This window comes from Streptomyces gelaticus (assembly GCF_014649535.1).
GTDB lineage: Bacteria > Actinomycetota > Actinomycetes > Streptomycetales > Streptomycetaceae > Streptomyces > Streptomyces gelaticus.
This window is the reverse complement of the sequence record NZ_BMTF01000005.1, coordinates 132,756-158,996: the sequence shown is the minus strand read 5'-3', so window position 1 is coordinate 158,996 and position 26,241 is coordinate 132,756. Positions and strand designations below refer to the sequence as shown.

Genomic DNA, 26,241 nt, shown 5'->3' with positions numbered 1-26,241 from the left:
CCGCGACGCCGCGAGGCCTACCGCCGGACGCTCTTACTTCGCGCCGGTGTCCCTCGCCACGGAGTCCCTGGCGTCCGCCTTTTCCTTCGTCGGCGCGGCCGGCTTGCGGAGCTGGATGTTCAGCTCGCGCAGACGGGTCTCGTCCAGCTCCGTCGGGGCGCCCATCATCAGGTCCTGGGCGTTGCCGTTGAGCGGGAAGGCGATCGTCTCGCGGATGTTGGGCTCGTCGGCCAGCAGCATCACGATGCGGTCCACGCCCGGGGCGATGCCGCCGTGCGGCGGGGCGCCGAGGCGGAAGGCGCGGAGCATGCCCGCGAACTCGTGCTCGACGGTCTCGCGGTCGTAGCCGGCGATCTCGAACGCCTTGAGCATCACGTCGGGCTCGTGGTTTCGGATGGCGCCGGAGGACAGCTCGATGCCGTTGCACACGATGTCGTACTGCCAGGCGAGGATGTCCAGCGGGTCCTTCTCCTCCAGGTCCTTCATGCCGCCCTGGGGCATCGAGAAGGGGTTGTGGGAGAAGTCGATCTTTCCGGTGTCCTCGTCCTTCTCGTACATCGGGAAGTCGACGACCCAGCAGAACCGGAAGACGCCCTCCTCGAAGTGGCCGGCGCGCTTGGCGGCCTCGACGCGGACGGCGGACATGATCTTGGAGACCTCGCCGAACTCGCCCGCGCCGAAGAAGACGGCGTGGCCGGGAACGAGGGAGAGACGCTCGGTGAGGGTCTTGACGTCGGTCTCGGTGAGGAACTTGGCGATCGGACCCGCCAGGGTGCCGTCCTCGCCGACGCGGACCCAGGCCAGGCCCTTGGCACCGTGCTGCACGGCGTAGTCGCCGAGGCCGTCGAAGAACTTCCGGGACTGGCCGGCGGTGTCCGGCACCGGAAGCGCGCGGACGTGCTTGCCGGCGAACGCCTTGAACTCCGAGTCGGCGAAGACGTCGGAGATGTCGACCAGTTCCAGCTTGGCGCGCAGGTCGGGCTTGTCGTTGCCGTACTTCAGCATCGACTCGCGGAAGGGGATGCGCGGGAACGGCGAGGTGACGTGGCGGCCGTTGCCGAACTCCTCGAAGAGCTCGGTCATCAGCTTCTCGATCGGCCGGAAGACGTCCTCCTGCTCGACGAACGACATCTCGACGTCGAGCTGGTAGAACTCGCCCGGCGAACGGTCCGCGCGGGCGTCCTCATCGCGGAAGCACGGCGCGATCTGGAAGTAGCGGTCGAAGCCGGAGATCATCAGCAGCTGCTTGAACTGCTGCGGAGCCTGGGGCAGGGCGTAGAACTTGCCCGGGTTCAGACGGGACGGGACGACGAAGTCACGGGCGCCCTCGGGGGAGGTCGCGGTGAGGATCGGGGTCGCCATCTCGTTGAAGCCGAGGGCCACCATCTTGGCGCGGATCGCGGCGATGACCGCCGAGCGCAGCATGATGTTGCGGTGCATGCGCTCGCGGCGCAGGTCGAGGAAGCGGTACTCCAGGCGTCGCTCCTCGTTGACCCCGTCCTCGGCGTTGATCGTGAAGGGCAGCGGGGCGGCCTCGCCCAGCACCTCGACCTCGGTGACCTCGATCTCGATCTCGCCGGTCGAAAGCTCCGGGTTGACGTTGTCGGCGCCGCGCGCGGAGACCTTGCCGTCGATCCGTACGACGGTCTCCTTGGTGAGCTTCGCCAGCGCCTCGTTGCCGGGGGTGCCGGGGCGGGCGACGAGCTGCACCAGACCGTAGTGGTCGCGCAGATCGATGAAGAGGATGCCGCCCAGGTCTCGGCGATTGTGCAGCCAGCCGCTCAGTCGGACGTCGGTACCGACGTCAGAGGCGCGGAGCTCGCCGCAGGTGTGGGACCTGTACCGATGCATCGTCGTTCATCCAGTCTTCGCGGTTCGGGGTGGATTCAGCCTCCCCAGGCTACCGCCCGCACCCGCACCGAATCATTGACATTGACATTTCAAGATCATCCAGGGCCCGGCGGACGCTTCACAGGACCCACCGGACTCTCTCCATTTCCTCCCGACTCCTCCCCGTCGACTCCTGAGCGGCCGCCCTCGGTGGCGTCAGCAGAGCAGATCTTCTTAAAGTGGGGCAATGCGCATCGAGGACGTCCTGGCCGCGACCGCGACCGGTCTGTGGCGCTGGGACAACGCTGCCGGGACCGTCACGCTCGATGCGGAGGCGGCCCGGCTGCTGGAGCTGCCCGCCGCGGCCGGTGTCTTCCGCGAGTCCGCGGTGCGTTCCCGATTCCACCCCGTCGACTGGAACGAGATCGACGGGGTGGTGAATCTCGCACGCGCCGAAGGCACCCTCGCCGAGGCCCGGCTGCGCATCGTGGACGGGAACGGCCGGGTGCTGCGCACGGTACGCAGCCGCTCCCGGCCGCTCCCGGCCGACGTGACGAAGGACGCGGACTACATACTGGTCGGCACCCTCCAGGAGGTCGCCGAGCCGCAGCCCGGGACCACCGGGGCACACACCCCCATCACCGGCGACTGGCGCCGCTCCCGCGAGGCCTTCCTGCTGGACGCGGGCCGGGCCCTGGCCGAGGCCAGGTCGACCGCGGAGGTGCTGCGGGTCGCCGCCTCGCTCTCCATGCCGGGCTTCTCACCGGACGGCCTGGCGGTCTTCGGCGTCGCGGGCGAGCGGCTGACGGTCATCGGGCACCACGGGCACAGCACGGGCGACGAGGGCCCGTTCACCGATATGCCGCTGGAGACCGACTACCCGGCCGCCGAGGTGGTGCGGACGGGGCGGGCGATCTATCTGCCGTCGCCCGACGACTACAGCCGCCGCTACCCGGTCACCTGGCCGCTCGCCAGCCGTTTCGGGCGCCGGTCCTGGGCCTTCCTGCCACTGATCGTCGCGGGGCACACCATGGGCGCCTGGATGGCGGGCTTCAAACACCCGGTGTCGTTCTCGCCGGACGAGCGGTCCGTACTGACGACCGTGGCGCGGATGCTCGCGCAGGCACTGACCCGCGCCGGGGTCGCCGAGACCGAGCGGGAGCTGTCGCTGGGACTCCAGCGCTCGATGATGCCGACGCTCGGCCCCGACATCCCGGGGATGACGGTCGCCGCCCGCTACACACCGACCGGCGGCGGCCTCCAGGTCGGCGGCGACTGGTACGACATGATCCCGCTCCCCAACGGCCGTGTCGCCCTCGTCATCGGTGACGTCCAGGGCCACGACGTGCGGGCCGCCGGGCTGATGGGGCAGTTGCGGATCGCCCTGCGCGCGTACGCCTCCGAGGGTCACCGTCCGGACGCGGTGCTCTCGCGCGCCTCGCGCTTCCTGTCCGGGCTGACGGACGCGTACGAGAACGGGGAGGCGACCGGGCCGCGCTTCGCGACCTGTCTCTACGCGGAGGTCGACCCGGAGACCGGCACCCTGGACATCGCGCGGGCCGGCCACCCCGACCCCGTGGTGACCACCGCCGACGGGACCGCGGTGATCCGCCAGACCGAGGGCGGACTGCCGCTCGGCATCGACGAGGACGCCGACTATCCGACGAGCCGGCTCACCCTGGAACCCGGAGAAACGATCATGCTCTGCACGGACGGGCTGATCGAGACCGGCGGCCACGACATGTTCTCCGGCTGGGACCGGCTGCGCCCCGTCCTGGAGCAGCACACCACCGACCTGGAGAAGCTCGCCGACGCCCTGGTGCAGGCCGTGCACGGGCCGACGTCGCACTACACGACGGGGCCGCTGGCGGACCGCCGGGAGGACGACATCGCGCTGCTCCTGCTCCGGTGCGACGGAGGGACCGGGCGTCGGCCCGCGCCGCGGCGCATCGCGCTGACCATCGCCCAGGCCGAGCCGCAGCGGATCGCGGCGGCCCGGCAGCAGCTGCGGGACCTGCTGCACGACTGGGCGGATCCGGAGCAGGTCGACGCGGCGGTGCTGATGATCTCCGAGATGGCCACCAATGTCCTCGTCCACACGGACGGGGACGCGCTGATGCTCGCGCAGGCGACGGGGGAGCACGGCGGGCGGCGGCTGCGCGTGGAGGTGTCGGACGGCAGCGACGAGCTGCCGCACAAGCGGCGCCCCGGGGAGATGGCCTCCAGCGGCCGGGGCCTGGTGCTGATGGAGATGCTCGCCGACGCGTGGGGGGTGGATCCGCGGGGCGCGGGGAAGTCGATCTGGTTCGAGCTGAACGAGTCGGGGCCGGAGGCCGGGGCGGCGGGCGCGGCCGCGGGCTGAACCGGGCGGAGGCCGAACCGGGCCTCAGGCCCCGGCCGCGGCACCGGGCGGCTGTTCGTCCCCGCCCTCGCCGCCGCCCCCGCCCCCGGACGGAGGCCCCGGACGGCCGCCGCGCAGTTCGCCGAGCACGCCGAAGGCCGCCGCGCAGACCGGGACCGCGAGCAGCATGCCCAGCAGCCCGGCCACGCTGGCGCCCGCGGTGAGCGCGATCATGATCATGGCGGGGTGCATCTGCACCGTGCGGCTCTGGATCATCGGCTGGAGGACATGGCCCTCCAGCACCTGCACGGCGAGCACGACCCCCAGCGCCCAGAGCGCGATCACGAACCCCCGGTCGGCGAGCGCGACCAGGACCGCGACGGCACCCGAGAGGAAGGCCCCGAGGTAGGGGATGTAGGCACCCACGAAGACCAGCGCACCGAGCCCCACCGCGCCGGGGACACGCAGGATCAGCAGGCCGATGGTGATGCAGAAGGCATCGATCAGCGCGATGAACGTGGTGCCCCGCATGAAGCCCTCGACGGCCTCGAAGGCCCGCCGCCCCATCGCCTCGACCAGCGCCCCGGTACCCCGCGGGGCCACCGAGTGGGCGAGCCGCGCGGCCCGGTCGGAGTCGCGCAGGAAGAAGAAGGTCAGCAGGAGGGCCAGGACGCTGGTGGCGATGAGCGAGCCGATCAGGCTGAGCCCGGAGAGCAGCCCGCCCGCGGCGCTCGCGCCGAACTTCTCGACGAGCTTCCGGGCGTTGGCCACCAGGTCGTCCACATTGGTGTGTTTGCCGATCCCGAAGTGGTCGGCGACCCACTGCGCGGTGTCCTTCAGCGAGCGGACGATCTGGTCGCCGGTGTCGACGAGCGCGGTGACGACGATGTACCCGGCGCCGCCGACCACCGCGACGAGCAGCGCGCAGGTGAGCCCCGCGGCGAGCGAGCGCTTCAGTCCGCGGTCGGTCAGCCAGCGGTGCACCGGGCCGAGCAGCGCCGTACCGAGCAGCGCGAGCAGCACGGGGGTGACCGCGGTCTTGAAGACGACGCACAGCCAGACGGCGACTGCGGCGACCCCGGTGACGAGGAGGACAACAGCGCACCACGCAGCTGTGCGTCGCGCGGCATCGGGCAGGAGGGGCTTCTGGTTCTGCACCCTCCCACCCAATCACGGCGCGGGTGTGATGTCCCGCTTGTGGGACCTTATGAATGACTGTCTGTCACGCTCCGGCTGGAGCTGTCACATTCCGTGGACCGCGGGCACGGTGCCGAGGCGGCCGGCCTGGAAGTCCTCGAAGGCCTGCTTCAGTTCGGCCTGGCTGTTCATCACGAACGGTCCGTAGTGCGCCATCGGCTCCCGGATCGGACGGCCGCCGAGCAGCACGACCTCCAGGTCCGGGGCGTTGCCGTCCTGCTTCTCGTCCGCCCGGACGGTCAGCGCGGAACCGGCGCCGAAGACCGCGGTCTGTCCCATGTGGACGGGGCGGCGCTCCGCACCGGCGGTGCCGCGGCCGGCCAGCACGTACGCGAGTCCGTTGAAGTCCTCGCGCCACGGCAGGGTCACCTCGGCGCCGGGGCGCACGGTGGCGTGGATCATCGTGATCGGGGTGTGGGTGATGCCGGGGCCCTCGTGCCCGTCGAGCTCACCGGCGATGACGCGGAGCAGCGCGCCGCCGTCCGGGGAGGCGAGGAGCTGGACCTGGCCGCCGCGGATGTCCTGGTAGCGGGGGTCCATCATCTTGTCGGCCCTGGGCAGGTTCACCCAGAGCTGGAGGCCGTGGAAGAGGCCGCCCGACATCACGAGGGACTCCGGCGGGGCCTCGATGTGCAGGAGGCCGGAGCCGGCGGTCATCCACTGGGTGTCACCGTTGCGGATGGTGCCGCCGCCGCCGTTGGAGTCCTGGTGGACGAAGGTGCCGTCGATCAGGTACGTGGTCCGCTGCGTCGCCCTTGGCGGCGACCTTGGGCAGGGTCAGCGGGTTTTCGACAGTCACTGCGGGCATGGGGTCCACCTCCGGGATCGTTCTGCCTTCAATTTAGTTGAATGGTGAACATCATGCAAGGGGCCGCCCATTCCCTCAGCCGCCCGGAGCAACAAAAAGGGCCCGCACCGAACGGTGCGGGCCCTTGCGAAGGATCGGATCTCAGCCGTACATGCGGCGCATCGCGAAGTCGACCATCTGCTCCACGGCCTTCGCGTCGAAGACCATGCGGTGGTCGCCCTCCATGTCGAGGACGAAGCCGTAGCCGGTCGGCAGCAGGTCGATCACCTCGGCGCCGGTGATCACGAAGTACTTGGACTCCTTGCCCGCGTACAGCCGCAGCTCCTTGAGCGTGGTGAACATCGGGATCACCGGCTGCTGGGTGTTGTGCAGCGCCAGGAACCCGGGGTTGTCACCGCGCGGGCAGTAGACCTTCGACGTCGCGAAGATCTGCTGGAAGTCCTCGGCGGACAGCGAGCCGGTGGTGAAGGCCCGTACCGCGTCACCCAGGGACGGCGGCGAGGGTTCGGGATACAGCGGCTGCTCGCCGTAGCCGCCACCCATCTGCTGCTGTGCACCCGGGTTCTGGTCGTAGCCGTACATAGCGCAAAGAGTAATCGGACACATCGGGGCCTTGAGGGGTTGCATCTTATTACTGACGGGTAGCATCATCGGAGAGGTCAGCTGATATACGCACCGCCAGCTCGTCGCCCGCCCGGCCCGCACCCCGTCCCCGGGGCGCTGCGCGCCACTGCTATTGATTACGGAGCCTTCCATGGGGCACTACAAGTCGAATCTCCGCGACATCGAGTTCAACCTCTTCGAGGTCCTCGGGCGCGACAAGACGTACGGCACCGGCCCGTTCGCCGAGATGGACGTCGAGACGGCGAAGAGCATCCTCGACGAGGTCAACCGCCTCGCCGAGAACGAGCTGGCCGACTCCTTCGCGGACGCCGACCGCAACCCGCCGGTCTTCGACCCGGAGACCAACACCGCGCCGGTCCCGGCGAGCTTCAAGAAGTCGTACCAGGCGTTCATGGACTCCGAGTACTGGCGCCTGGGCCTGCCCGAGGAGATCGGCGGCACCACCTCGCCGCGCTCCCTGATCTGGTCCTACGCGGAGCTGCTGCTCGGCTCGAACCCGGCCGTCTGGATGTACTCCTCGGGCCCGGCGTTCGCCGGCATCCTCTTCGACGAGGGCAACGAGGCGCAGAAGAAGATCGCCGAGATCGCCGTCGAGAAGCAGTGGGGCTCGACGATGGTGCTGACCGAGCCGGACGCCGGTTCGGACGTCGGCGCGGGCCGCGCGAAGGCCGTCGAGCAGGAGGACGGCTCCTGGCACATCGAGGGCGTGAAGCGCTTCATCACCTCGGGCGAGCACGACATGTCCGAGAACATCATCCACTACGTGCTGGCCCGCCCCGAGGGCGCAGGCCCCGGCACGAAGGGCCTCTCGCTCTTCATGGTCCCGAAGTTCCACTTCGACTGGACCACCGGCGAGCTCGGCGAGCGCAACGGCGTGTACGCGACGAACGTCGAGCACAAGATGGGCCTCAAGGCGTCCAACACCTGCGAGATGACCTTCGGCGACCAGCACCCCGCCAAGGGCTGGCTGATCGGCGACAAGCACGACGGCATCCGCCAGATGTTCCGCATCATCGAGTTCGCCCGCATGATGGTCGGCACGAAGGCCATCGCCACCCTGTCGACCGGCTACCTGAACGCGCTGGAGTACGCCAAGGAGCGCGTCCAGGGCACCGACCTGTCGCAGTTCATGGACAAGACCGCCCCCAAGGTCACCATCACGCACCACCCCGACGTGCGCCGCTCCCTCATGACGCAGAAGGCGTACGCGGAAGGCATGCGCTCCCTGGTGCTGTACACCGCCACCGTCCAGGACGCGATCCAGGAGAAGGAGGCCGCGGGCGAGGACGCGAAGGCGCTGCACGGCCTCAACGACCTGCTGCTCCCGATCGTCAAGGGCTACGGCTCCGAGAAGTCCTACGAGCAGCTGGCGCAGTCGCTCCAGACCTTCGGCGGCTCCGGGTACCTCCAGGAGTACCCGATCGAGCAGTACATCCGTGACGCCAAGATCGACACGCTGTACGAGGGCACGACGGCGATCCAGGGCCAGGACTTCTTCTTCCGGAAGATCGTCCGCGACCAGGGTGCCTCGCTGAACGCCCTCTCCGAGGAGATCAAGAAGTTCCTCTCCGGCGCCCAGGGCAACGAGGAGCTGGCCGGCGCGCTGGACTCGCTCGCCAAGGCGGCCGTGGACCTGGAGGCGATCGTCGGCACGATGATCACCGACCTCACCGCGACCGGCGAGGACGTCAAGAACATCTACAAGGTGGGCCTCAACACCACCCGCCTGCTGATGGCCTCCGGCGACGTCGTCGTCGGCTACCTCCTCCTCAAGGGCGCGGCCGTCGCGGCCGAGAAGCTGCGAGACGCCTCCGCGAAGGACGCCGCCTTCTACCAGGGCAAGATCGCCGCCGCGAAGTTCTTCGCCGCGAACGTCCTGCCGGGCGTCTCGACCGAGCGCGCGCTCGCCGAGTCCGTCGACAACTCGCTGATGGAGCTGGACGAGGCCGCGTTCTAGCCCCCGCCGCGATCGTCAATAGCACCGCCACCCGGACACGCTTTCGGCTGGCGGTGCTGTCGTATCAGCTGGGTACGCTGAGTGCAGGTCCGAGAATCCCGTCCATGGGAGGAACCATGACTGCCGAGGCACTGGCCGACTCGCTGCATCTCCAGCCGGACGGCTCCAGGTGGCCGGTCCCGCCGGCCGGCGGCTACACCGTGGACGAATTCTTCACGCTCGACCTCCCGCCGCACACCGAGCTGATCGACGGGAGCCTGGTTTTCGTGAGTCCGCAGCGGAACTTTCACACGCTGGCGATGTATCTGCTGGAACAGGGGCTGCGCCAGCACGTTCCCGATGATCTGCGGGTACGCCGGAAGATGGCTGTCGTGCTCGGTAGGCGCAATGTCCCGGAACCGGACCTCCTCGTGGTAAAGGCAGACGGCGTAGGAGGCCCTCGACAGACCCGCTACGAGGCCGCCGACGTCACGCTCGTCGTCGAGGTTGTCTCCCCCGACTCCGAGGACCGCGACCGCGATACCAAGCCACACAAGTACGCCGCCGCAGGCATCGCGTACTTCTGGCGGGTCGAAATGACCGGTGCGCACGACCGGCCCGCCGTGTGGACGTACGACTACGACCCTGTCACCGGGGCATACGCCTCCACCGGCGTCCACCACGACCGGCTGAAGCTCTCCGTCCCGTACGACATCGACATCGACCTGACCGGCATCGACCGCCTGTAGCCCTGGTCACACCCCACCGCACCGGCCTTCTCCAGGATCGGACGCCCGGTAGCCGGAGGGGGCGGGATCACTCATGGGTGGCAAGGGTGCGCGAGGCCAATCGCGCCCCGGTCGGCACCATGGGCGGACCGGCCACGATCGTGCAGATCCGGGTCGGGACGACCGTACTGGGCATCAGCACCGGCACCCAGGGCAAGTCGGCCGTTCCCGACAAGGAGGTCGAGGCGTTCGCCGCCATGTTCGCCGAGCGCGCCCAGCGGGCCCAGAACGGCGAGAAGCCCTCGGCGGCCCTCCCGGGGCAGTGAGCGGTGCCCTCGCACCACGGCGGTGAAGCCGCCCGGCCCGGTCTCGTTACAGTGAGGAACATGAGTTCCTCCCTCCGCTTCGACCGCGGTCACACCGACGATCTGATGGCCTTCCTGATGGCCTCCCCCTCCCCGTACCACGCCGTGGCCACCGCGGCCGCCCGGCTGGAGAAGGCCGGGTTCCGGCAGGTCGAGGAGACCGCGGCCTGGGACGGGACCAGCGGAGGCAAGTACGTCCTGCGCGGCGGTGCGATCGTCGCCTGGTACGTGCCGGAGGGCGCCGAGGCGCACACCCCGTTCCGGATCGTGGGCGCGCACACCGACTCGCCGAACCTGCGGGTCAAGCCGCTGCCCGACACCGGGGCGTACGGCTGGCGGCAGGTCGCCGTGGAGATCTACGGCGGGACGCTGCTCAACACCTGGCTCGACCGTGACCTCGGCCTGGCCGGCCGGATCTCACTGCGCGACGGCACCCACCGGCTGGTGAACATCGACCGGCCGCTGCTGCGCGTACCGCAGCTGGCCGTGCACCTGGACCGGTCGGCCAACCCCGACGGGCTCAAGCTCGACCGGCAGAAGCACATGCAGCCGATCTGGGGGCTCGGGGACGTCGAGGAGGGCGACCTGATCCGGTTCGTCGCCGCGGAAGCCGGCGTCGACGCCGCGGACGTGACCGGCTGGGACCTGATGCCGCACCCCGTCGAGCCGCCCGCCTACCTGGGCCGGGACCGCGAGCTGCTGGCCGGGCCCCGGATGGACAACCTGCTCTCCGTGCACGCGGCGACCGCCGCGCTCGGCGCGGTCGCCGGACAGCCGGACGAGGAGCTCCCGTACATCCCGGTCATGGCCGCCTTCGACCACGAGGAGAACGGCTCGCAGTCCGACACCGGCGCCGACGGGCCGCTGCTCGGCACGGTCCTGGAGCGTTCGGTCTTCGCGCGCGGCGGGACGTACGAGGACCGCGCCCGCGCCTTCGCCGGGACCATCTGCCTCTCCTCCGACACCGGTCACGCGGTCCACCCCAACTACGCCGAGCGCCACGACCCGACCCACCATCCGGTGGCCAACGGTGGGCCGATCCTCAAGGTCAACGTCAATATGCGGTACGCGACCGACGGCAGCGGCCGGGCCGTGTTCGCGGCGGCGTGCCAGAAGGCGGGGGTGCCGTGGCAGTCGTTCGTCTCCAACAACTCGATGCCGTGCGGCACCACGATCGGCCCGATCACCGCCGCCCGGCACGGCATCCAGACCGTGGACATCGGTGTGGCGATCCTGTCGATGCACAGCGCCCGTGAGCTGTGCGGGGCGGACGACCCGTATCTGCTGGCCAACGCGCTGGCGGCGTTCCTGGCGGGCTGATCCCGGCCGCCGCGAGGCCGTCGGCGGGCCACCGGGCCGGTGCGCGGGACGTTCCGGCCCCGCGGCCCGTCGACGCACAGCGGCCGCTGCGTGCGCCCCGCCGATCGGGCACAGCCCGTCGTCGGCCCCCGGCACCCCCGATATCCTGGGGCTTTCCCGTGCCCGCCCCCGGGCGCATCCCGCCCGGAAGGGAAGCCGCTCGTGGAGTTCCGGCTGCTCGGCACCGTCTCCGTCGACACGTTCACCGGGCCGCTGCCGCTCGGCCCCGCCAAGCGCCGCAGTCTGCTCGCCGCGCTGCTGCTGTCCGCCAACACCCCCGTCTCCATCGCCAGGCTGACGGACTCACTGTGGGACGACACACCGCCGCTGCACGCCCGCAGCGTCATCCAGGGCCATGTGTCCCGGCTGCGCGCCCTGCTGGTGGGTGCGGACGCGGAGGCGTACGGGGTGGAGCTGATCACCCTCGGCGACGCGTATGTGCTGCGGCTGCCGGAGACCCTGCTGGACTCGCAGCGCTTCGAGGAACTGCTGACGCTGGCGCGGGAGCAGCGCAGCCCCGCCGACGCGGTACTGATGCTCAAGGAGGCCCTGTCCCTGTGGCAGGGACCGGCGCTCAGCGGCGCGTTCACCGGACGGCCGCTCCAAGCCGCCGCGCACTCGCTGGAGGAGTCGCGGCTGGCGACGGTCGAGCAACTGGCCGTCGCCTACGGGGCGTTGGGGGAGCACAACCGGGCAGCGGCGGTGCTGCGGGCGGAGGCCGTCGCGCATCCGATGCGGGAGTCGCTGGCGGCGGCCCTGATGACGGCGCTGTACCGGGCGGGGCGTCAGTCGGAGGCGCTGGACTGGTTCCACCGCACGCGGCGGCTGCTCGCCGATGAGCTGGGGATCGACCCCGGCCATGAACTGGCCGACGCGTACGCGCTGATCCTGCGCGGCGACCCCGGGCCGGACGCCGGGCGGGAGGGCGGACGGAACGCGCCCGGCGGACAGGATGCCGCGGCCCGCGGGCCGGTCCGGGCGGGCGGCGGTGACGGCAACGGCTACGGGAACGGGACCGTGCCCGCGGCCCGTCCGGGGGCGGACCCGCGGACCGGAACGGACGGCGGCCCGGCGGCGGAACCCGCCGCCGAACCGGCCGGCCTCCCCGGCGGCACCGGCGGCGCACCCGCCCCCGCACCGCCCCGCCCCCTCCCCGTGCCGTCCCTGGCCGGCGAGCCGCACCCCACCGATCTGCTGCCCCGCGCGCCCCGCGGCTTCCAGGGGCGGAACGCCGAACTGGCCGCGCTCACCCGGGCCGCGGCGGGCGAGGCCCCCGTCTGCCTGGTCACCGGACCGGCCGGGGTGGGCAAGACCGCGCTGGCCCTGCAATGGGCGCACCGCAATCCGGCCGCCTTCCCGGACGGCCGGCTCTTCGCCGATCTGCGCGGGTTCAGCGACACCGGCGAGCCCGCGCTCATCGAGGTCCTGCGCGAGTTCCTGCTGGCGCTCGGCGTCGCACCCCGCCGCGTCCCGGAGTCCGTCGCGGCCGCGGCCGCGCTCTTCCGTGCCCTGACCGACCGGCGCCGTCTGCTCGTCGTACTCGACAACGCCCGCCACTCCGCCACCATCCGGCCACTGCTGCCGGGCGGCACCGACTGCGTCACGCTGGTCACCAGCAGGCACCGGCTGGAGGGCCTCATAGCCTCGGACGCGGCCCGTCCGGTACCGCTCGACGTGCTCGAACCGACGGACGGCACGGCCCTGCTGGCCGGTGTGCTCGGCGAGGACCGGGTGCTCGCCGAACCGGTCGCGGCCCGCCGGCTCGCCGAACTCTGCGGCGGGCTGCCGCTCGCCCTCCGGGTCACCGCGGCCCGGCTGGCCGGGCGCCCGACGTGGACGCTGGCCACTCTCGCCGACGAACTCGCCGACGAACGCAGCCGGCTGACGTACCTCGACGTCGACGACACCGGTGTCTCGGCCGCGCTGCGGCTGACCGTGCAGCAGCTGCCACAGGACGCCGTCCATCAGCTCGCCCGGCTCGGCCACCACCCCGGCAGCCACTTCGACCCGCACACGGCCGCCGCGCTCGCCGGCACCGACCCGGTCGTCGCCACGGCGGCGCTGGAACGGCTCGCCGCCGCGCATCTCGTCACCGAGACGGCGCCCGGACGCTGGGTGCTGCACGATCTGGTGCGCCTCTACGCCCGAGGCATGGACCCCGAGGGCGGGTCCGAGGCGCTCATCGGGGTCCTCGACCACTACATCGCCACCGCGCTGGCCGCCGCCGACACGGCCGAGCCCGGCGGCGAGCCCTGCTTCGTCCTGCCGGAGGACTACCACCGCCCGGTCGCCGTGCGGGACTTCGTCGACCGGGCGACGGCGATGCACTGGCTGGCGGCCGAACGCGACGATCTGGCGCTGGCCGCCGACGCCGCCCGGTCCGCCGGGCTCCACGACCGGGCGTGGCGGATCATCCTGCTCCAGTGGCCGCAGGTGGTGTGGCGGGTGCGGGACAACTGGTCCCCGCTGCTGGAGCTGGCGCTGGACTCCGCCCGCGCCCACGACGACGCGTACGCCGAGTCGCGGGTGCTCAACCTGCTGGGCTGGGTGCTGACCGAGGAGGGCAGGACCGCCGAGGCCCTCGCCCTGCTGGAACGTTCGCCCGTGCTGGCCCGGCAGGCCGGCGACCGGCTCGGCGAGGCGACCGCGCTGATCAACCTCGCCGTCGTCCAGGCCGAGCAGGGGGAGCTCGACACGGCCCTGGAAGGCTGCGGGCGGGCCGTCGAGCTGGCCCGTGAGGAGCAGGACGCGCACACCGAGATGCTGGCGCTCCAGCACCTCGCCCGGATGCAGCTCACCGCGAACCGCCCGCACGAAGCCCTCGCATCCGCCCGGACCGCGCTCGACCTGGGGCCCGAGCACGAGGAGGCCGCCCGCCGGGTGCTGCTGCTGACCACCAGCGGCGAGGCCCGTCTGGCGCTGGGCGAGGAGGACGACGGGATCCGGCTGCTGGACGGGGCGGCCGGGGAGGCGGAGCGCGCCGGTTACGACGAGGGCGCGGTGCGGGCCCTCCAGGCGCTGCTGCGGGTGACGGCCGAGCCGGAGTACCGCAAGCGGTACGAGGAGGCGGTCCGCCGCCTCAGCGACGACGGCTGAGCCCTCCCGGGCGGGCCCGGAAGGGCTCGGGCCCGAGGGCCTGCCCGGCGAATCCGGGCGCGACCCCAGCCATGATCCGACAGACGGGCCCTATGCCTGCTCGTCCATTCCCGCCAGCACCAGCGGCAGCCGGGCCGTTCCCTCCGCGCTCACGCGGACGGGGACGCCCCAGTCCTGCTGGTGGACATGGCAGGCCGGGTACTCGTTCGCGGGGTCGTCGTCGCAGGACGCCGCCATCGCCGACACATGCAGGACGCCTTCGGTGACGCCCTCGGCGAGGACCAGCTCGCGGAAGAGGTCGCTGCCGGGCCCCGCGCCCTCGGCCAGCAGCTCCGGCGGGGTCGCCGAGACGAGCAGCCGGGTCGAGGGACCGTACCGGGTGTCCAGCTTCTGCCCGGCGGGCGCCTGGAAGACCACATCGAGCCGGAGCGTGCCCGGGGCGATCTCGGTGGCCGCGCGCTGTGTGCGGTGCGCCCGGCCTGCGACGCGTACGGCCTCCTCGGGCAGCCGCAGCCGGGTCAGCCGGTGCCGGGCGGACTCGACGACGACAAGATCACCGTCGACGAGCACGGCGTCGCTGGGCTCGCGCAGATCCGTGGCCAGGGTGGTGACCTCACCGCTCCCGGGGTCGTAGCGCCGCAGCGCGTGGTTGTACGTGTCGCAGACGGCGACGGACCCGTCGGGCAGCGCGGCCACCCCCAACGGGTGCTGGAACAGGGCCTGCCCGGCGGCGCCGTCGCGGTGTCCGAAGTCGAAGAGCCCGGTGCCGACGGCCGTACGGACCACGAAGCCACCCCCGTCGCGCTCGACGTACCGCAGGGCCGACGTCTCCGAGTCGGCGACCCAGAGCCGCTCCCCGTCGGCGGAGGTGGCGAGCCCGGACGGCTGGGCGAACCACGCCTCGGCGGCCGGCCCGTCTACCAGGCCCTCGTTGGTGGTGCCCGCCGCGACCTCGACGGCCCCCGTCGCGGGGTCGTACGTCCACAGCTGGTGCACACCCGCCATGGCGATCCACAGCCGGCCGGCGAACCAGGCGACGTCCCAGGGGGAGGAGAGATCGACCTCGCGGGCCGGTCCGGAGGTCGGCGAGCCCTGCCACCACTGGCGGCCGGTACCGGCGAGCGTCGTCGTCGCCCCGGTGTCGAGGTCGAGGGCACGGATGGCGTGGTTGACCGTGTCGGCGACCGCGATCCGGCCGTCGGGCAGCACGGCGAGCCCCTGCGGCTCGGAGAACCGGGCCTCGTCGGGCCCGCCGTCGCCGAACCCCCGCTCGCCGGTACCGAGGTGACGGCGCACGGTCTCTCCGTCGGCCTCGATCTCGACCAGGCGGTGGCGGGTGGTGTCGGACACGAGGAATCCCCCGTCGGGCAGGAGCAGCGCCTTGCCCGGGAAGCGCAGATGCGTGGCAACCGGTTCGGGCGCGACATAGGGGCCGTCGCCGCGGCGCAGCGTGCCCTTCGCCGTGTGCTCCGCCTCCAGCTCCTCGACCAGCTTCTCGATGGCGTGCGCATGGCCCTCGCCGGCGTGCTGGGCGACGACATAGCCCTCGGGGTCGATGACGACGAGCGTGGGCCAGGCCCGTACGGCGTACTGCTTCCAGGTCGCCAGCTCCGGATCGTCGAGGACCGGGTGGTGGACCTCGTACCGCTCGACGGCGTCGACGACGGCCTGGTGCTCGGCCTCGTGGACGAACTTCGGCGAGTGCACCCCGATGATCACCAGGGTGTCGCGGTGCTTCTCCTCCAGCTCGCGCAGCTCATCGAGGACATGCAGACAGTTCACACAGCAGAAGGTCCAAAAATCCAGAACAACAATGCGTCCTCGCAGGTCAGCGAGGGTGTACTGCTGGTCGCCTGTATTGAGCCAGCCACCCTTGCCGACCAGCTCGGGGGCCCTGACGCGCGCACGTGTTGCCATGTGAACAGTCAACATCACCGTGGCATCCACACATTCCGAAGGGACCTCGGGGAACCTGTGAGCCATGAGATTCCTGGTGCGTGAACGACTCTTCGCCGTCGGTGACGACTACTGGATCGAGGACGCGGACGGCCGCAAGGTGTTCCTCGTCGACGGCAAGGCCATGCGGGTGCGGGACACCTTCGAACTGAAGGACGCGCAGGGCCGGCTCCTGGTCGAGATCCGGCAGAAGCTGCTCAGCCTGCGCGACACGATGCTCATCGAGCGCGACGGCGAACAGCTCGCCGAGGTCAGGCGAAAACGGCTGTCGCTGCTGCGCAACCACTACCGGGTCACGCTGATCGACGGCACCGAACTGGACGTCAGCGGCAAGATCCTGGACCGCGAGTTCGCCATCGAGTACGACGGGGAACTGCTGGCCCAGATCTCCCGGCGTCGGCTGACCGTCCGGGACACCTACGGCATCGACGTCGTACGGGAGGACGCCGACGCGGCATTGCTCATCGCCGTCTCGGTCTGTGTCATCGTGCTCGCGGACAAGGAGCGCAAGGACTGATCCGCCCCGGTTTCACGTGAAACGGGGCGGCCGTACCGGAGCCCGGTCGCGCCGGAACCCGGTCGGTCTAGAGCCTGGGCGGAGCCAGTCCCAGACGGCGGTCCTTGAGGGCCGGGAACTGCTCACGGGTCGCCGCCACCCTCGCCGGGTCGAACTCCACGTCGAGTACCTCCTCGTCCGCCCCCGCCTCCGCGAGCACCTCGCCCCACGGGTCGACCACGATGCTGTGCCCGGCCTGCTGGACTCCGGCGTGGGTGCCCGCGGTGCCGACGGCCAGGACGTACGACTGGTTCTCGACCGCGCGGGCCTGCGCCAGCAGCGTCCAGTGGGCGCGGCGCCGCTCGGGCCAGCCCGCCGAGACGATCAGCGTGTCGGCGCCCGCGTCGACCAGGCCGCGGAACATTTCCGGGAAGCGCAGGTCGTAACAGGTGGCAAGGCCGAGGGTGGTCTGCGGCAGGGCGACCGTGACCAGTTCCTCGCCGGCGCCCATCATGACCGCCTCGCCCTTGTCGAAGCCGAAGCGGTGGATCTTGCGGTACGCGGCGGCCCGCTCGCCCTCGGGCGTGAAGACGAGCGAGGTGTTGTAGAGGGTGCCGTCGGCGGCCCGCTCGACGAAGGAGCCCGCGTGCAGCCAGACCCCGGCGTCGGCAGCGGCCTTCGCCATGGTGTCGTGGGTGGGCCCCTGGAGCGGTTCGGCCTCGTCCTCGAAGTCGGCGTACGCGAAGGCGCCGACGGGCCACAGCTCGGGAAGGACAACCAGATCCGCTCCGTGCCGGCCCGCGATCAGCGAAGCCGCACGCTGCCTGCGGGCATTGACGGATTCGTCCGGGTCTACTGCAATCTGGATGAGGGAGGCGCGCACACTACCACCGTCCTGGCATTCGAGCCGTCAACACAGGCCTACGATCGTCACACGAAAGCACTGCCGGGGTGCCTGCTCGCAGCGTAACTTAGCGAACGAACCTCCCACGCAGCCCGCCGCCCGCGCCCAGCTTCTCCAGCCCATGCACCGCAGAACCGCACGAGGGGTCCCGTGACCGTCCATCCCAGCCTCCAGACCTACGCCGATGCCTGGACCCACTCCATCGAGTCGATAGCCGAGCTGGTGAAGCCGCTCGCCGAGGGAGAGTGGAACCGCCGTACGCCGTGCCCCGCCTGGTCGGTGCGCGACATCGTCTCGCACATCATCGGGATGGAGTCCGAACAGCTCGGCGACCCGCGTCCGATCCACTCCCTGCCCCGCGACCTCTACCACGTGCAGAGCGACTTCTCCCGTTACATGGAGATGCAGGTCGATGTGCGGCGCCACCACACCGCACCGGAGATGACCTCCGAGCTCGAGTACATGATCATTCGCCGCGCACGTCAGCTGCGCAACGAGACGCGTGATCCCGAGACCATGGTCCGGGCGCCGCTCGGCGCCGAGCAGACCCTCGAACTGGCACTGCGGATGCGCGCCTTCGATGTCTGGGTGCATGAGCAGGACCTGCGGACGGCGCTGGTGCAGCCCGGCAATCTTGACTCCCCCGGCGCCACGATCGTGCGGGACACCCTGCTGGAGGCGCTGCCGAAGGTGGTCGCCAAGGACGCCGGGGCGCCCGCCAGTTCGGCGATCGTGCTCGATGTGCACGGGCCGCTGGAGTTCCTGCGCACCGTCAGGGTCGACGCGGAAGGCCGTGGTTCGGTGGACGGATCTCCCTCGCTCGGCCCCGCGGTGACGCTGGCGATGGACTGGGAGACGTACTTCCGCCTCGCCTGCGGGCGGGTGCGCGCGGCTGCGGTCGGCGAGCGGATCAAGGTCGAGGGCGATCAGGACCTGGCGACGGCGATCCTGCAGAACTTCGCCGTGACGCCGTGACGGCGTAGCGCCGTGACGTCATGATCGGCGGCGCCCGTCACACGAGGGACGGGCGCGCCGCCGATCCGGCGCGGACGAGCAGTCACGCGGGTACGTGCACGGCCTCCACGCGGCTGACCACATGGTGGTTCCGCTCGCGGTGCGTGGCCTTGGAGTGCAGCCGCAGGATCTGCACGACGCCGAGCGCCTCCAGCACGAAGACCGAGGCGAACGCGATCCGGTAGTTGTCGCCGGTGGCGTCCAGCAGCACACCGACGGCGAACAGCGTGGTCATCGAGGCGACGAAGCCGCCCATGTTGACGATGCCCGACGCGGTGCCCTGCCGCTCCGGCGGGTTGGCCGGCCGTGCGAAGTCGAAGCCGATCATCGAGGCCGGGCCGCAGGCGCCGAGCACCACGCACAGCACGATCAGCAGCCACATCGGCGCATGGTCGCCCGGGTAGAGGATCGCGGACGCCCAGAGCAGCGCCGTCACCATGACCGTTCCGAGGACCAGCGGGGCGCGGGCCGCGTGGTGGCGGGCGATGATCTGTCCGTAGACCAGTCCGAAGGCCATGTTGGAGAGCACCACCAGGGTGAGCAGCTCACCGGCGGTGGACCGGCTGAGCCCCTGCGCCTCCACCAGGAACGGCAGCCCCCACAGCAGCAGGAACACCATGGCCGGGAACTGCGTGGTGAAGTGCACCCACATACCGAGTCGGGTGCCGGGCTCGCGCCAGGCCGCAGCGATCTGCTTGCGGACGTAGGCGGCACCCGCGTGCTCCGCGGGCGGCGGCTCATGGCCCTCCGGGTGGTCCTTCAGGAAGAGCAGCAGAAGGACGAGGACGACGACCCCGGCGACGGAGCTGCCGACGAATGTGGTGGTCCAGCCGAATCCGTGCAGCGCCCTTGCGATGAAGAGCGTCGAGACGAGGTTGCCCGCCATCCCGAAGAGCGCCGCGACCTGACCGATCAGCGGGCCGCGCCGGGCCGGGAACCAGCGGGCGCCGAGCCGCAGCACGCTGATGAACGTCATCGCGTCACCGCAGCCGAGCAGCGCCCGGGACGCCAGCGCCATGCCGTACGAGGGGGAGAGCGCGAAGCCGAGCTGCCCGAGGGTGAAGAGCACGGTCCCGAGGGCGAGGACCTTCTTGGTGCCCAGCCGGTCGACCATCAGGCCGACGGGTATCTGCATGCCCGCGTAGACGAGCAGCTGAAGGATGGAGAACGTGGAGAGCGCGGAGGCGCCGACGTGGAACCGGTCGGCGGCGTCCAGCCCGGCGACGCCCAGGCTGGTCCGGAAGATGATGGCGACGAAGTAGACGGCGACCCCGATGCCCCAGACCCGGGCGGCACGCCGGCCGCCGGGTGGATCGCCGGGCAGGGACAGGGTGGGAGCGGCGGCAGAACTCACCGGTCCTCACCCCTGACCAGCACCTTGACCCGGCCGACATGGCGCCGCACGACCTGCGCGGCACCGTCCGCGTCCCCGGCCCTGATCGCCTCCAGCAGCTCACCGTGCTCGGTGATGTTGGCGGCGATCCTCCCCGGGTGCGCCTCCATCACGGCGACGCCCATCCGCAACTGCCGGTCGCGCAGCTGGTCGTAGAGGCGCGAGAGGATGTCGTTGCCCGCATTGCGCACGATCTCGGCGTGGAAGCAGCGGTCCTTCACGGACACCTCCGCCAGATCCCCGGCCTCGGCCAGTTGCCGCTGCTCCTCCAGAAGTTCTTCGAGCCGGCCGATCAGCTGCGCGGAGGCGGGCACGGCCTTGCGGGCCGCGAACTCCTCGACCAGCAGGCGGGTTTCCACCACATCCGCGATCTCCTGCGCGGAGACGGCGAGAACGAGGGCGCCCTTCTTCGGGTACAGCTTGATCAGCCCCTCGACCTCCAGCCGCAGCAGCGCCTCGCGCACGGGCGTGCGAGAGACGCCGACGGCCTCCGCCAGATCGCCTTCGGTCAGGAGCGTGCCGCCCTCGTAACGGCGGTCCAGGACCGCCTCCTTGATGTGGGCGTACACGCGCTCGGCGGCGGGAGGCTGCTTCACACCGGACTTCACGGACGACTTCGGGGACGATTTCACGGCAGGCTTCGCGGCAGGCTTCACGGCAGGGGGCGCGGCAGGCATGTACACAGCATAGATACAAGATGCGTGCATGGCGAAACCAGTCCGCGATACGGACGGACACCCACCGCCCCCGGACGGACTCCGGCCACCCCCGGGCGGACCCGCACCGCTTCACCGCCGATCATGGCCGGAATCACCCGTAGCCCCGAAATTGCCCCAGGAATCAGCACATCCATCCCTCACGTTCATGAGTCTCATCAGCGAGCGGCACCCTCATGTGGCCGCATTTCAGGGGCATTTGGAGCGTTCAAGTTGAAACTCGGCTTTAAGGGCATAAACCGCATTTCCGCCACTGCCACCGTGGCCCTGACGGCGGGTGCTGTCATCGCGGGCAGCGTGTTCGCCTCCACCGCGCAGGCTGCTACGCCGCCCAACCCCACGATCACCGCCAAGGGCGGTTACGTGATGAACAACGGCACCGCGAAGTCCCTGTTCGCCAAGGCCGCGGACACCCGCCGTTCCACCGGTTCCACCACCAAGATCATGACCGCCAAGGTGGTGCTGTCGCAGAAGAACCTGAACCTGGATTCCAAGGTCACGATCCAGAAGGCGTACAGCGACTACATCGTCTCCAAGGGCGCCTCGTCGGCCCGCCTCATCGTGGGCGACAAGGTCACCGTCCGCCAGCTGCTGTACGGCCTGATGCTGCCGTCCGGCTGCGACGCCGCGTACGCGCTGGCCGACAAGTTCGGCTCCGGCACCACCCGCGCGGCCCGCGTGAAGTCGTTCATCGGCAAGATGAACGCCCAGGCCAAGTCCCTCGGGCTGAAGAACACCCACTTCGACTCGTTCGACGGCATAGGGAACGGCTCCAACTACTCGACGCCGCGCGACCTGACGAAGATCGCCAGCAGTGCGATGAAGCACTCCACCTTCCGCACGGTCGTCAAGACCAAGTCGACCAAGCAGAAGGTCACCACGAAGTCCGGCGGCTACCGGTACATGTCGTGGTCCAACACCAACACGATGCTCAGCAGCTACAGCGGCGCCATCGGCGTGAAGACCGGCTCCGGCCCGACCGCCAAGTACTGCCTGGTCTTCGCCGCGACCCGCAACGGCAAGACGGTCATCGGCACGGTGCTCGCCTCCACGAGCGCGGCCAACCGCACCGCGGACATGAAGAAGATCATGGACTACTCCTTCAAGAAGTAGTCCCCCGGCCACGGCAGCGAGGGGCCCGACGCACATCACCGAGTGCGCCGGGCCCCTTTCCGTATGCCGCACGCCTCTGGGCCCATCGGACAACGCGGCTGACGTCAGCCGCGGCGCGGAGGCGCCGAGGCTGACCGTCCAAGGCCGGCAAGTATATTTCGAAGCTCGATATATGCTCGGCGTATGACACGACAGAACCCGTCCTTGACGGAGCCGCAGTACTTCATCCTCGCTGCGCTCATGGATGGGCCGTTGCACGGCTACGGCATCATCAAGTCTGCCGAGCAGGCCACCGATGGCCGGCTGCGGATCGCTGTCGGCACTCTCTACGGCGCGCTGGAGCGGATGGAGCGGGCCGGGCTGATCATTGCCGGCGGCGAGGAGATCGTGGACGGGCGGGCGCGGCGCTACTACCGGCTCACGGAGGACGGCACCCGGGCGCTCGGCCGGGAAGCGCTGCGGATGCGGCAGGCGGCGGCTGTCGTCCTCGGGCGCCCGCGCGATGCCGGGGTGGCCCCGGCATGAACCGTCTGCTGCTCGCGGCCTACCCCGAGCCCTACCGCTCCCGGCACGGAAAGGAGTTGCTGGCCTGCCTGTCCGAGGCGTATCCCGGCCGTTCCTGGCCCCCGCCGCGGGAGGTCGTCGCCGTGGCGCGTGCCGGGGTGCAGGCCCGCGCCCGTGCCGTCGTCGACGACACGGCCCGGCCGTGGTGGCTGGACGGCATCCATCTGACCGCTCTCGTCCTCGCTGCGCTGGCGCTGGTGCCGTACCTGCAGGATGTGTGGCACTGGGCACTGCGCGTCGATCCCGGTCGGCATGCCATCGCCTTCCGCTTCTCCGGCTGGTACCCGTGGGCGCAAGGTTCCGGCACGCGAACACGGCTCCTGCCCTACGGGCTGCTTCCGCTGGTCTGCTTGATCGCCCTGCTGCGCGGCAAGACATGGATCGCCCTGCCGGCCGCAGCAGCGATGATCTACGCCGGCGCCACGTTCAACACCACTGCGCTCTTCGGCGACGAGGGCAAGGTGGGCCTGGGCTACTACGGGCTGGGCGCTCCGATAACGGCCCATGACCTGGTGCTGTCCGGGACCCTGTGCGCCGCGTGCGCCGTGTTGGCGGCCTGTCGTCCAGCCAGGCTGCGGCGCCGCTCGTACCGCTGGCTGGTCCCCGTCGTGCTCGCCATGTTCACGGCCGGGTCCCTGCACATCATCTCCATCAGCCCGGCCTTCCAACGCGGCCTGTTCACCCTCGAAGTCGCTGCGCTGATCGCCGCGTGGGCGGCGACGGCCGCGACCGGCGACTACCGGTGGCTGATCCCCGTCGTGGCGTTCACGTTCATCCGTACGCAGGCGATCGTCCTCCAGCCGAACGGGTTCATGCAGTCCCTGCCGGACCTGGTCGTCCTCCTCCTTCTCATCGCCCCCCTGCCGGTCCTGGTGATCGCCGCCCAGCGCCGGCAGAGCCGGGCGCTCCTCGAATAGGAGCAGGTCCCCGGCGGGCCCGACCGGACCTGCCGTCCGACCTCGCGCCCGAAGCGGCGCGTGACCGCACCGCTCCCGCACGAAGACAGAGAAGAACGATGACTCAGCAAGATCCCTCGACCCCGTCCACGCACCCGGGCCCGGGCCAGGTCCCGGGCATGAGCGAACCCGGCCCGGTGCGGACCGTACGGCTACGGGTTTCTGCTCCCCTGTACCTCCTGGGGTTCCTGGTGATCTACCTGATCGCTGTCTGCACCCCGTTCGGGCAACGGGCGGAGAACGCCCTGTTCAACGACAACGGCGCCACCCCGGCATGGATCTACGACTGGTCGGGGGCGGCCTACCGGTCGTCGGCCCTGCCGCCCCTGGAGCACACCGCCATGCCCACCCTGCTCGTGGGCATCGCGGCCATCGCGGCCGTCACTGTGGTGCGGAGGTGCTGGTGGCAAGGCTGCGCGGCGGCCGGGATCGTCATCGTCACGCTCGGGAGCAAGGAAGTCGCCAGGATGATCCTGCCCCGCCCCGATCTGGTGGACGCGCATGTCTCGCTCCTGGAGACGAGCTTCCCCAGTGGACACGTGGCCATCCCCGCCGCGCTGGCCTTCGGCGCCACCCTCGTCGCTTCCCCCCGCATCCGCCCCTACGTCACCACGGTCGGCATGCTGTGGCTCACCGTCACCGCCGGCGCCGTCCAGGCCACCTACCACCACCGACCCAGCGACGTACTGGGCTCCACCCTGCTGGCATGCGCCTGCTACAGCCTCGCAACCAGGCTGCTGCCGACGGCCGACGCACCGGGCACCACGCGACACCCTCGTGCGCTGCCGGCGATCGCCCTGACCCTGTCTGCGGCCGGCGCACTCCTCGCCGGCGTACGGGACGACTCCGTCACACAGTCGCTGGTCTTCGCGGCAGCGGCCTTCCTGTGCGCGGTCCTGTTCTGGTTCACCACAGCGCGGGGGCCCGCACCCACCCCATCGCTGGTACCGGGCAGGGCCGCGGAGTCACAGCGCTAGCCCCCGGACCGGGTCGGTCGGCCCTACGACCGGACCAGCCCGGCATGGAAGGCTTCCAGGCGGCGGGACCAAGGACGACGACGGGACCGTCGCTCCGCTTGGAGTCCCGGACGGCGACCGTGCGTGGGGTGTTGCGTCTTCGTCCGAGAGCCAGGACGTGCCACCGGCGCAGCACGGCAGAAGCCAGTGACAGGCCCGCCGTCCGGCGGGTGCTCAGTCGAGGCAGAACTCGTTGCCCTCGATGTCCCGCATATTGATGCACGACTCGTTCTCCTCATCGGCGTACAGCACGTTGTCGCACACCGCCCCGAGCGCGACCAGCCGATCGCGTTCGGCCTCAAGCACGGCCAGCCGCTCCGCACCCACGAGCCCGGTACCGACCCGCACGTCGAGATGCACCCTGTTCTTGGCGACCTTGCCCTCGGGAACCTGCTGGAAATACATGCGCGGGCCCTCACCTGTGGGATCGGTGCACACAGCCCAAGATCCCTCTCCCTCGGAGGGCAGCGTTACGACGTACCCCAACACCTCGCACCAAAAACGAGCGACACGCTCGGTGTCCGCGCAGTCGAAGGTGACCTGGAACTTCTTGACCGATGCCATTGAGCTACCCTAGCCTCCGTGGCTCAATTCCCGTTGATAATTAATACGTTGACCAGCGGATCGGCCGGCGAACTCTCCGCAGGGAGTGCATGTCAGGCGCGCTCGTAGTGCAGACCGATCGCGCCGTCCGGCAACACGGTCGACTGGGCCAGAGCCCATGTCGAGGCGGGAATGCCCTCCTCGAACAGGCGCAGACCGCCGCCCAGCAGCGTGGGGACGACCACGAAGCGCAGGTCGTCGACCAGGTCGGCACGCAGCAGCGCCTGGATGACGCTCGCGCTGTTGACCACGAGGATGTCCCTGCCGGGAGTGCCCCGGAGTTCCTTGACTTCTGCCTCCAGGTCGCGGGCGATACGGGAGTTGGACCAGTCGGCGGTCTCCAGAGTGCGGGATACGACCACCTTCTCCACGGTGTCCAGGAACTGGCCCAGGTCCTGGTAGCGGGGGTCGGTGGCCGGGTCCCGGGTGATGGCCGGCCAGACGGAGTAGAAGCCCTCGTAGTTCGTACGGCCCATCAGCACGGTGCTCGCACCGCGCCAGATGGCCTCGAAGTAGGCGGCGGAGGCTTCGCGCTTCACGTGCTCGTAGAGCCAACTGTCGTGCGCGGGACCCTCGGGGCCGCTGGTGTAGCCGTCCATGGTCATGGTGACCCACGCGACGACACGTCGCTTCTTCGGCATGGTCGATCCTCCCGCTGTCGGTCTTCCTGGTCTCGACTCGCCGAAGGAACGGAACTCATCGCTGTCCGAGAAACGAGCCCTTTCGGCCCGCTGCTCGTGCGCGCGGTCGCGCAGGTGAACGAGCCAGGTCAGTCCGCCCGGACCAGCCCGGCCCGGAAGTCATCCCAGGCGGCGGGGCCGAGGAGGACGACGGGGCCGTCGGGCCGCTTGGAGTCGCGGACGGCGACGGTGCGGGGGATGTTGCGGGCCACTTCGACGCACTCGCTGGACGTCGCGCTGTAGCTGGACTTCCTGAAGCGGAACTCGGTCACTCGGTCATCTCCTGCACTGCTTTGGATGAGTTGCATCGAGTGGGACAGCAACAGCTTGTCCGCGACAGCCCGTTGCCATTCCTACGGCTGCCGACGCAGGCCCGCCATGAAGGTGTCCCACGCGGCTGGAGCGAGGACGAGGAGCGGCCCGTCGGGCCACTTGGAGTCGCGAACAGCCACGGAGCGGGGGATGTTGCGGGCCACTTCGACGCACTCCTGGCCCGCGTTGCCACCGCTGTAGCTGGACTTGACGAACTTGTACCCGGGCACGCGG

24 protein-coding genes and 1 pseudogene are annotated in these 26,241 nt (G+C 70.5%); 12 read left to right on the top strand and 13 right to left on the bottom strand.

Annotated elements, in window-relative coordinates; translation table 11 throughout:
* Positions 1 to 33: 33 nt before the first annotated feature.
* Complete coding sequence (gene aspS / locus IE107_RS09570) at positions 34 to 1,851, bottom strand: aspartate--tRNA ligase (protein ID WP_189543165.1); 1,818 nt, start codon at positions 1,849 to 1,851, stop codon at positions 34 to 36.
* Between the two features lie 226 nt (positions 1,852 to 2,077).
* Between aspS and IE107_RS09565 the strand changes: the two genes are divergently transcribed.
* Positions 2,078 to 4,192, top strand: coding sequence for an ATP-binding SpoIIE family protein phosphatase (locus tag IE107_RS09565; RefSeq protein WP_189543163.1), 2,115 nt, complete (start codon positions 2,078 to 2,080; stop codon positions 4,190 to 4,192).
* Positions 4,193 to 4,216: 24 nt separating this feature from the next.
* Here IE107_RS09565 and IE107_RS09560 read toward each other — a convergent pair whose 3' ends face one another.
* The 3 genes and pseudogenes from IE107_RS09560 to IE107_RS09550 form a co-directional block, all read right to left on the bottom strand.
* Entirely contained in the window at positions 4,217 to 5,329 is a 1,113-nt protein-coding gene (locus IE107_RS09560) for an AI-2E family transporter (protein WP_189543161.1), read from the bottom strand.
* 84 nt (positions 5,330 to 5,413) lie between these two features.
* Positions 5,414 to 6,139: pseudogene (locus IE107_RS09555) on the bottom strand (pirin family protein); the annotation flags it as partial.
* 178 nt (positions 6,140 to 6,317) lie between these two features.
* Positions 6,318 to 6,758, bottom strand: a complete 441-nt coding sequence (locus IE107_RS09550; protein ID WP_189543159.1) for an SseB family protein — start codon at positions 6,756 to 6,758, stop codon at positions 6,318 to 6,320.
* 172 nt (positions 6,759 to 6,930) lie between these two features.
* Here IE107_RS09550 and IE107_RS09545 point away from each other — a divergent pair, with 172 nt between their 5' ends.
* From IE107_RS09545 to IE107_RS09525, 5 genes are all read left to right on the top strand, one after another.
* Positions 6,931 to 8,757: an acyl-CoA dehydrogenase gene (locus IE107_RS09545; RefSeq protein WP_189543157.1), complete on the top strand. Its 1,827-nt coding sequence runs from the start codon at positions 6,931 to 6,933 to the stop codon at positions 8,755 to 8,757.
* Between the two features lie 116 nt (positions 8,758 to 8,873).
* A complete protein-coding gene (locus IE107_RS09540) occupies positions 8,874 to 9,485 on the top strand; it encodes a Uma2 family endonuclease (protein WP_229866792.1) in 612 nt (203 codons plus the stop codon).
* Positions 9,486 to 9,571: 86 nt separating this feature from the next.
* On the top strand, positions 9,572 to 9,790 hold the full coding sequence (locus IE107_RS09535; RefSeq protein WP_189543153.1) for a hypothetical protein: 219 nt from the start codon (positions 9,572 to 9,574) through the stop codon (positions 9,788 to 9,790).
* A 60-nt stretch (positions 9,791 to 9,850) separates the two neighbouring features.
* Positions 9,851 to 11,149 carry a M18 family aminopeptidase gene (locus IE107_RS09530; protein WP_189543151.1) on the top strand — a complete coding sequence of 433 codons (1,299 nt, stop codon included), beginning with the start codon at positions 9,851 to 9,853 and terminating at the stop codon, positions 11,147 to 11,149.
* Between the two features lie 201 nt (positions 11,150 to 11,350).
* Positions 11,351 to 14,284, top strand: a complete 2,934-nt coding sequence (locus IE107_RS09525; RefSeq protein WP_189543149.1) for an AfsR/SARP family transcriptional regulator — start codon at positions 11,351 to 11,353, stop codon at positions 14,282 to 14,284.
* A gap of 90 nt (positions 14,285 to 14,374) precedes the next feature.
* Here the strand turns inward: IE107_RS09525 and IE107_RS09520 are convergent, their stop codons facing one another.
* Positions 14,375 to 16,201, bottom strand: coding sequence for an NHL domain-containing thioredoxin family protein (locus IE107_RS09520; RefSeq protein WP_189543147.1), 1,827 nt, complete (start codon positions 16,199 to 16,201; stop codon positions 14,375 to 14,377).
* Positions 16,202 to 16,265: 64 nt separating this feature from the next.
* On the opposite strand from IE107_RS09520, the gene IE107_RS09515 reads away from it, so the two are divergent.
* On the top strand, positions 16,266 to 16,757 hold the full coding sequence (locus IE107_RS09515; RefSeq protein WP_189543145.1) for an LURP-one-related/scramblase family protein: 492 nt from the start codon (positions 16,266 to 16,268) through the stop codon (positions 16,755 to 16,757).
* Positions 16,758 to 16,824: 67 nt separating this feature from the next.
* Here IE107_RS09515 and IE107_RS09510 read toward each other — a convergent pair whose 3' ends face one another.
* Complete coding sequence (locus IE107_RS09510) at positions 16,825 to 17,619, bottom strand: carbon-nitrogen family hydrolase (protein WP_189543143.1); 795 nt, start codon at positions 17,617 to 17,619, stop codon at positions 16,825 to 16,827.
* A 171-nt stretch (positions 17,620 to 17,790) separates the two neighbouring features.
* On the opposite strand from IE107_RS09510, the gene IE107_RS09505 reads away from it, so the two are divergent.
* Positions 17,791 to 18,615 carry a maleylpyruvate isomerase family mycothiol-dependent enzyme gene (locus tag IE107_RS09505; protein ID WP_189543141.1) on the top strand — a complete coding sequence of 275 codons (825 nt, stop codon included), beginning with the start codon at positions 17,791 to 17,793 and terminating at the stop codon, positions 18,613 to 18,615.
* 82 nt (positions 18,616 to 18,697) lie between these two features.
* Here IE107_RS09505 and IE107_RS09500 read toward each other — a convergent pair whose 3' ends face one another.
* Together IE107_RS09500 and IE107_RS09495 are read right to left on the bottom strand one after the other, a co-directional pair.
* On the bottom strand, positions 18,698 to 20,008 hold the full coding sequence (locus IE107_RS09500; protein ID WP_189543139.1) for an MFS transporter: 1,311 nt from the start codon (positions 20,006 to 20,008) through the stop codon (positions 18,698 to 18,700).
* Positions 20,005 to 20,724, bottom strand: a complete 720-nt coding sequence (locus IE107_RS09495) for a GntR family transcriptional regulator (protein ID WP_229866791.1) — start codon at positions 20,722 to 20,724, stop codon at positions 20,005 to 20,007. The genes IE107_RS09500 and IE107_RS09495 overlap by 4 nt, the downstream gene beginning before the upstream one ends.
* 252 nt (positions 20,725 to 20,976) lie before the next feature.
* On the opposite strand from IE107_RS09495, the gene IE107_RS09490 reads away from it, so the two are divergent.
* The 4 genes from IE107_RS09490 (at position 20,977) to IE107_RS09475 (ending at position 24,373) form a co-directional block, all read left to right on the top strand.
* Positions 20,977 to 21,876, top strand: a complete 900-nt coding sequence (locus IE107_RS09490) for a D-alanyl-D-alanine carboxypeptidase family protein (RefSeq protein ID WP_189543136.1) — start codon at positions 20,977 to 20,979, stop codon at positions 21,874 to 21,876.
* A 183-nt stretch (positions 21,877 to 22,059) separates the two neighbouring features.
* Positions 22,060 to 22,401, top strand: coding sequence for a PadR family transcriptional regulator (locus IE107_RS09485; protein ID WP_189543134.1), 342 nt, complete (start codon positions 22,060 to 22,062; stop codon positions 22,399 to 22,401).
* Positions 22,398 to 23,357 (top strand): hypothetical protein, encoded by a 960-nt coding sequence (locus IE107_RS09480; protein WP_189543132.1) that lies wholly within the window; start codon positions 22,398 to 22,400, stop codon positions 23,355 to 23,357. Before IE107_RS09485 ends, IE107_RS09480 begins: the two co-directional genes overlap by 4 nt.
* A gap of 158 nt (positions 23,358 to 23,515) precedes the next feature.
* Positions 23,516 to 24,373 (top strand): phosphatase PAP2 family protein, encoded by an 858-nt coding sequence (locus IE107_RS09475; protein ID WP_229866790.1) that lies wholly within the window; start codon positions 23,516 to 23,518, stop codon positions 24,371 to 24,373.
* Here the strand turns inward: IE107_RS09475 and IE107_RS09470 are convergent.
* The 5 genes from IE107_RS09470 to IE107_RS09450 all read right to left on the bottom strand — a co-directional run bounded on the left by IE107_RS09470 (position 24,303) and on the right by IE107_RS09450 (position 26,237).
* Positions 24,303 to 24,548: a DUF397 domain-containing protein gene (locus IE107_RS09470; protein WP_229866789.1), complete on the bottom strand. Its 246-nt coding sequence runs from the start codon at positions 24,546 to 24,548 to the stop codon at positions 24,303 to 24,305. The genes IE107_RS09475 and IE107_RS09470 overlap by 71 nt on opposite strands.
* 38 nt (positions 24,549 to 24,586) lie before the next feature.
* The gene (locus IE107_RS09465) at positions 24,587 to 24,976 is read right to left on the bottom strand and encodes a VOC family protein (RefSeq protein ID WP_189543128.1); all 390 of its coding nucleotides are present in this window, start codon (positions 24,974 to 24,976) and stop codon (positions 24,587 to 24,589) included.
* 92 nt (positions 24,977 to 25,068) lie between these two features.
* Positions 25,069 to 25,656 carry a dihydrofolate reductase family protein gene (locus IE107_RS09460; protein WP_189543126.1) on the bottom strand — a complete coding sequence of 196 codons (588 nt, stop codon included), beginning with the start codon at positions 25,654 to 25,656 and terminating at the stop codon, positions 25,069 to 25,071.
* A 128-nt stretch (positions 25,657 to 25,784) separates the two neighbouring features.
* The gene (locus tag IE107_RS09455) at positions 25,785 to 25,967 is read right to left on the bottom strand and encodes a DUF397 domain-containing protein (RefSeq protein WP_189543124.1); all 183 of its coding nucleotides are present in this window, start codon (positions 25,965 to 25,967) and stop codon (positions 25,785 to 25,787) included.
* Positions 25,968 to 26,048: 81 nt separating this feature from the next.
* The gene (locus IE107_RS09450; RefSeq protein WP_189543122.1) at positions 26,049 to 26,237 is read right to left on the bottom strand and encodes a DUF397 domain-containing protein; all 189 of its coding nucleotides are present in this window, start codon (positions 26,235 to 26,237) and stop codon (positions 26,049 to 26,051) included.
* Between the last annotated feature and the right edge of the window lie 4 nt (positions 26,238 to 26,241).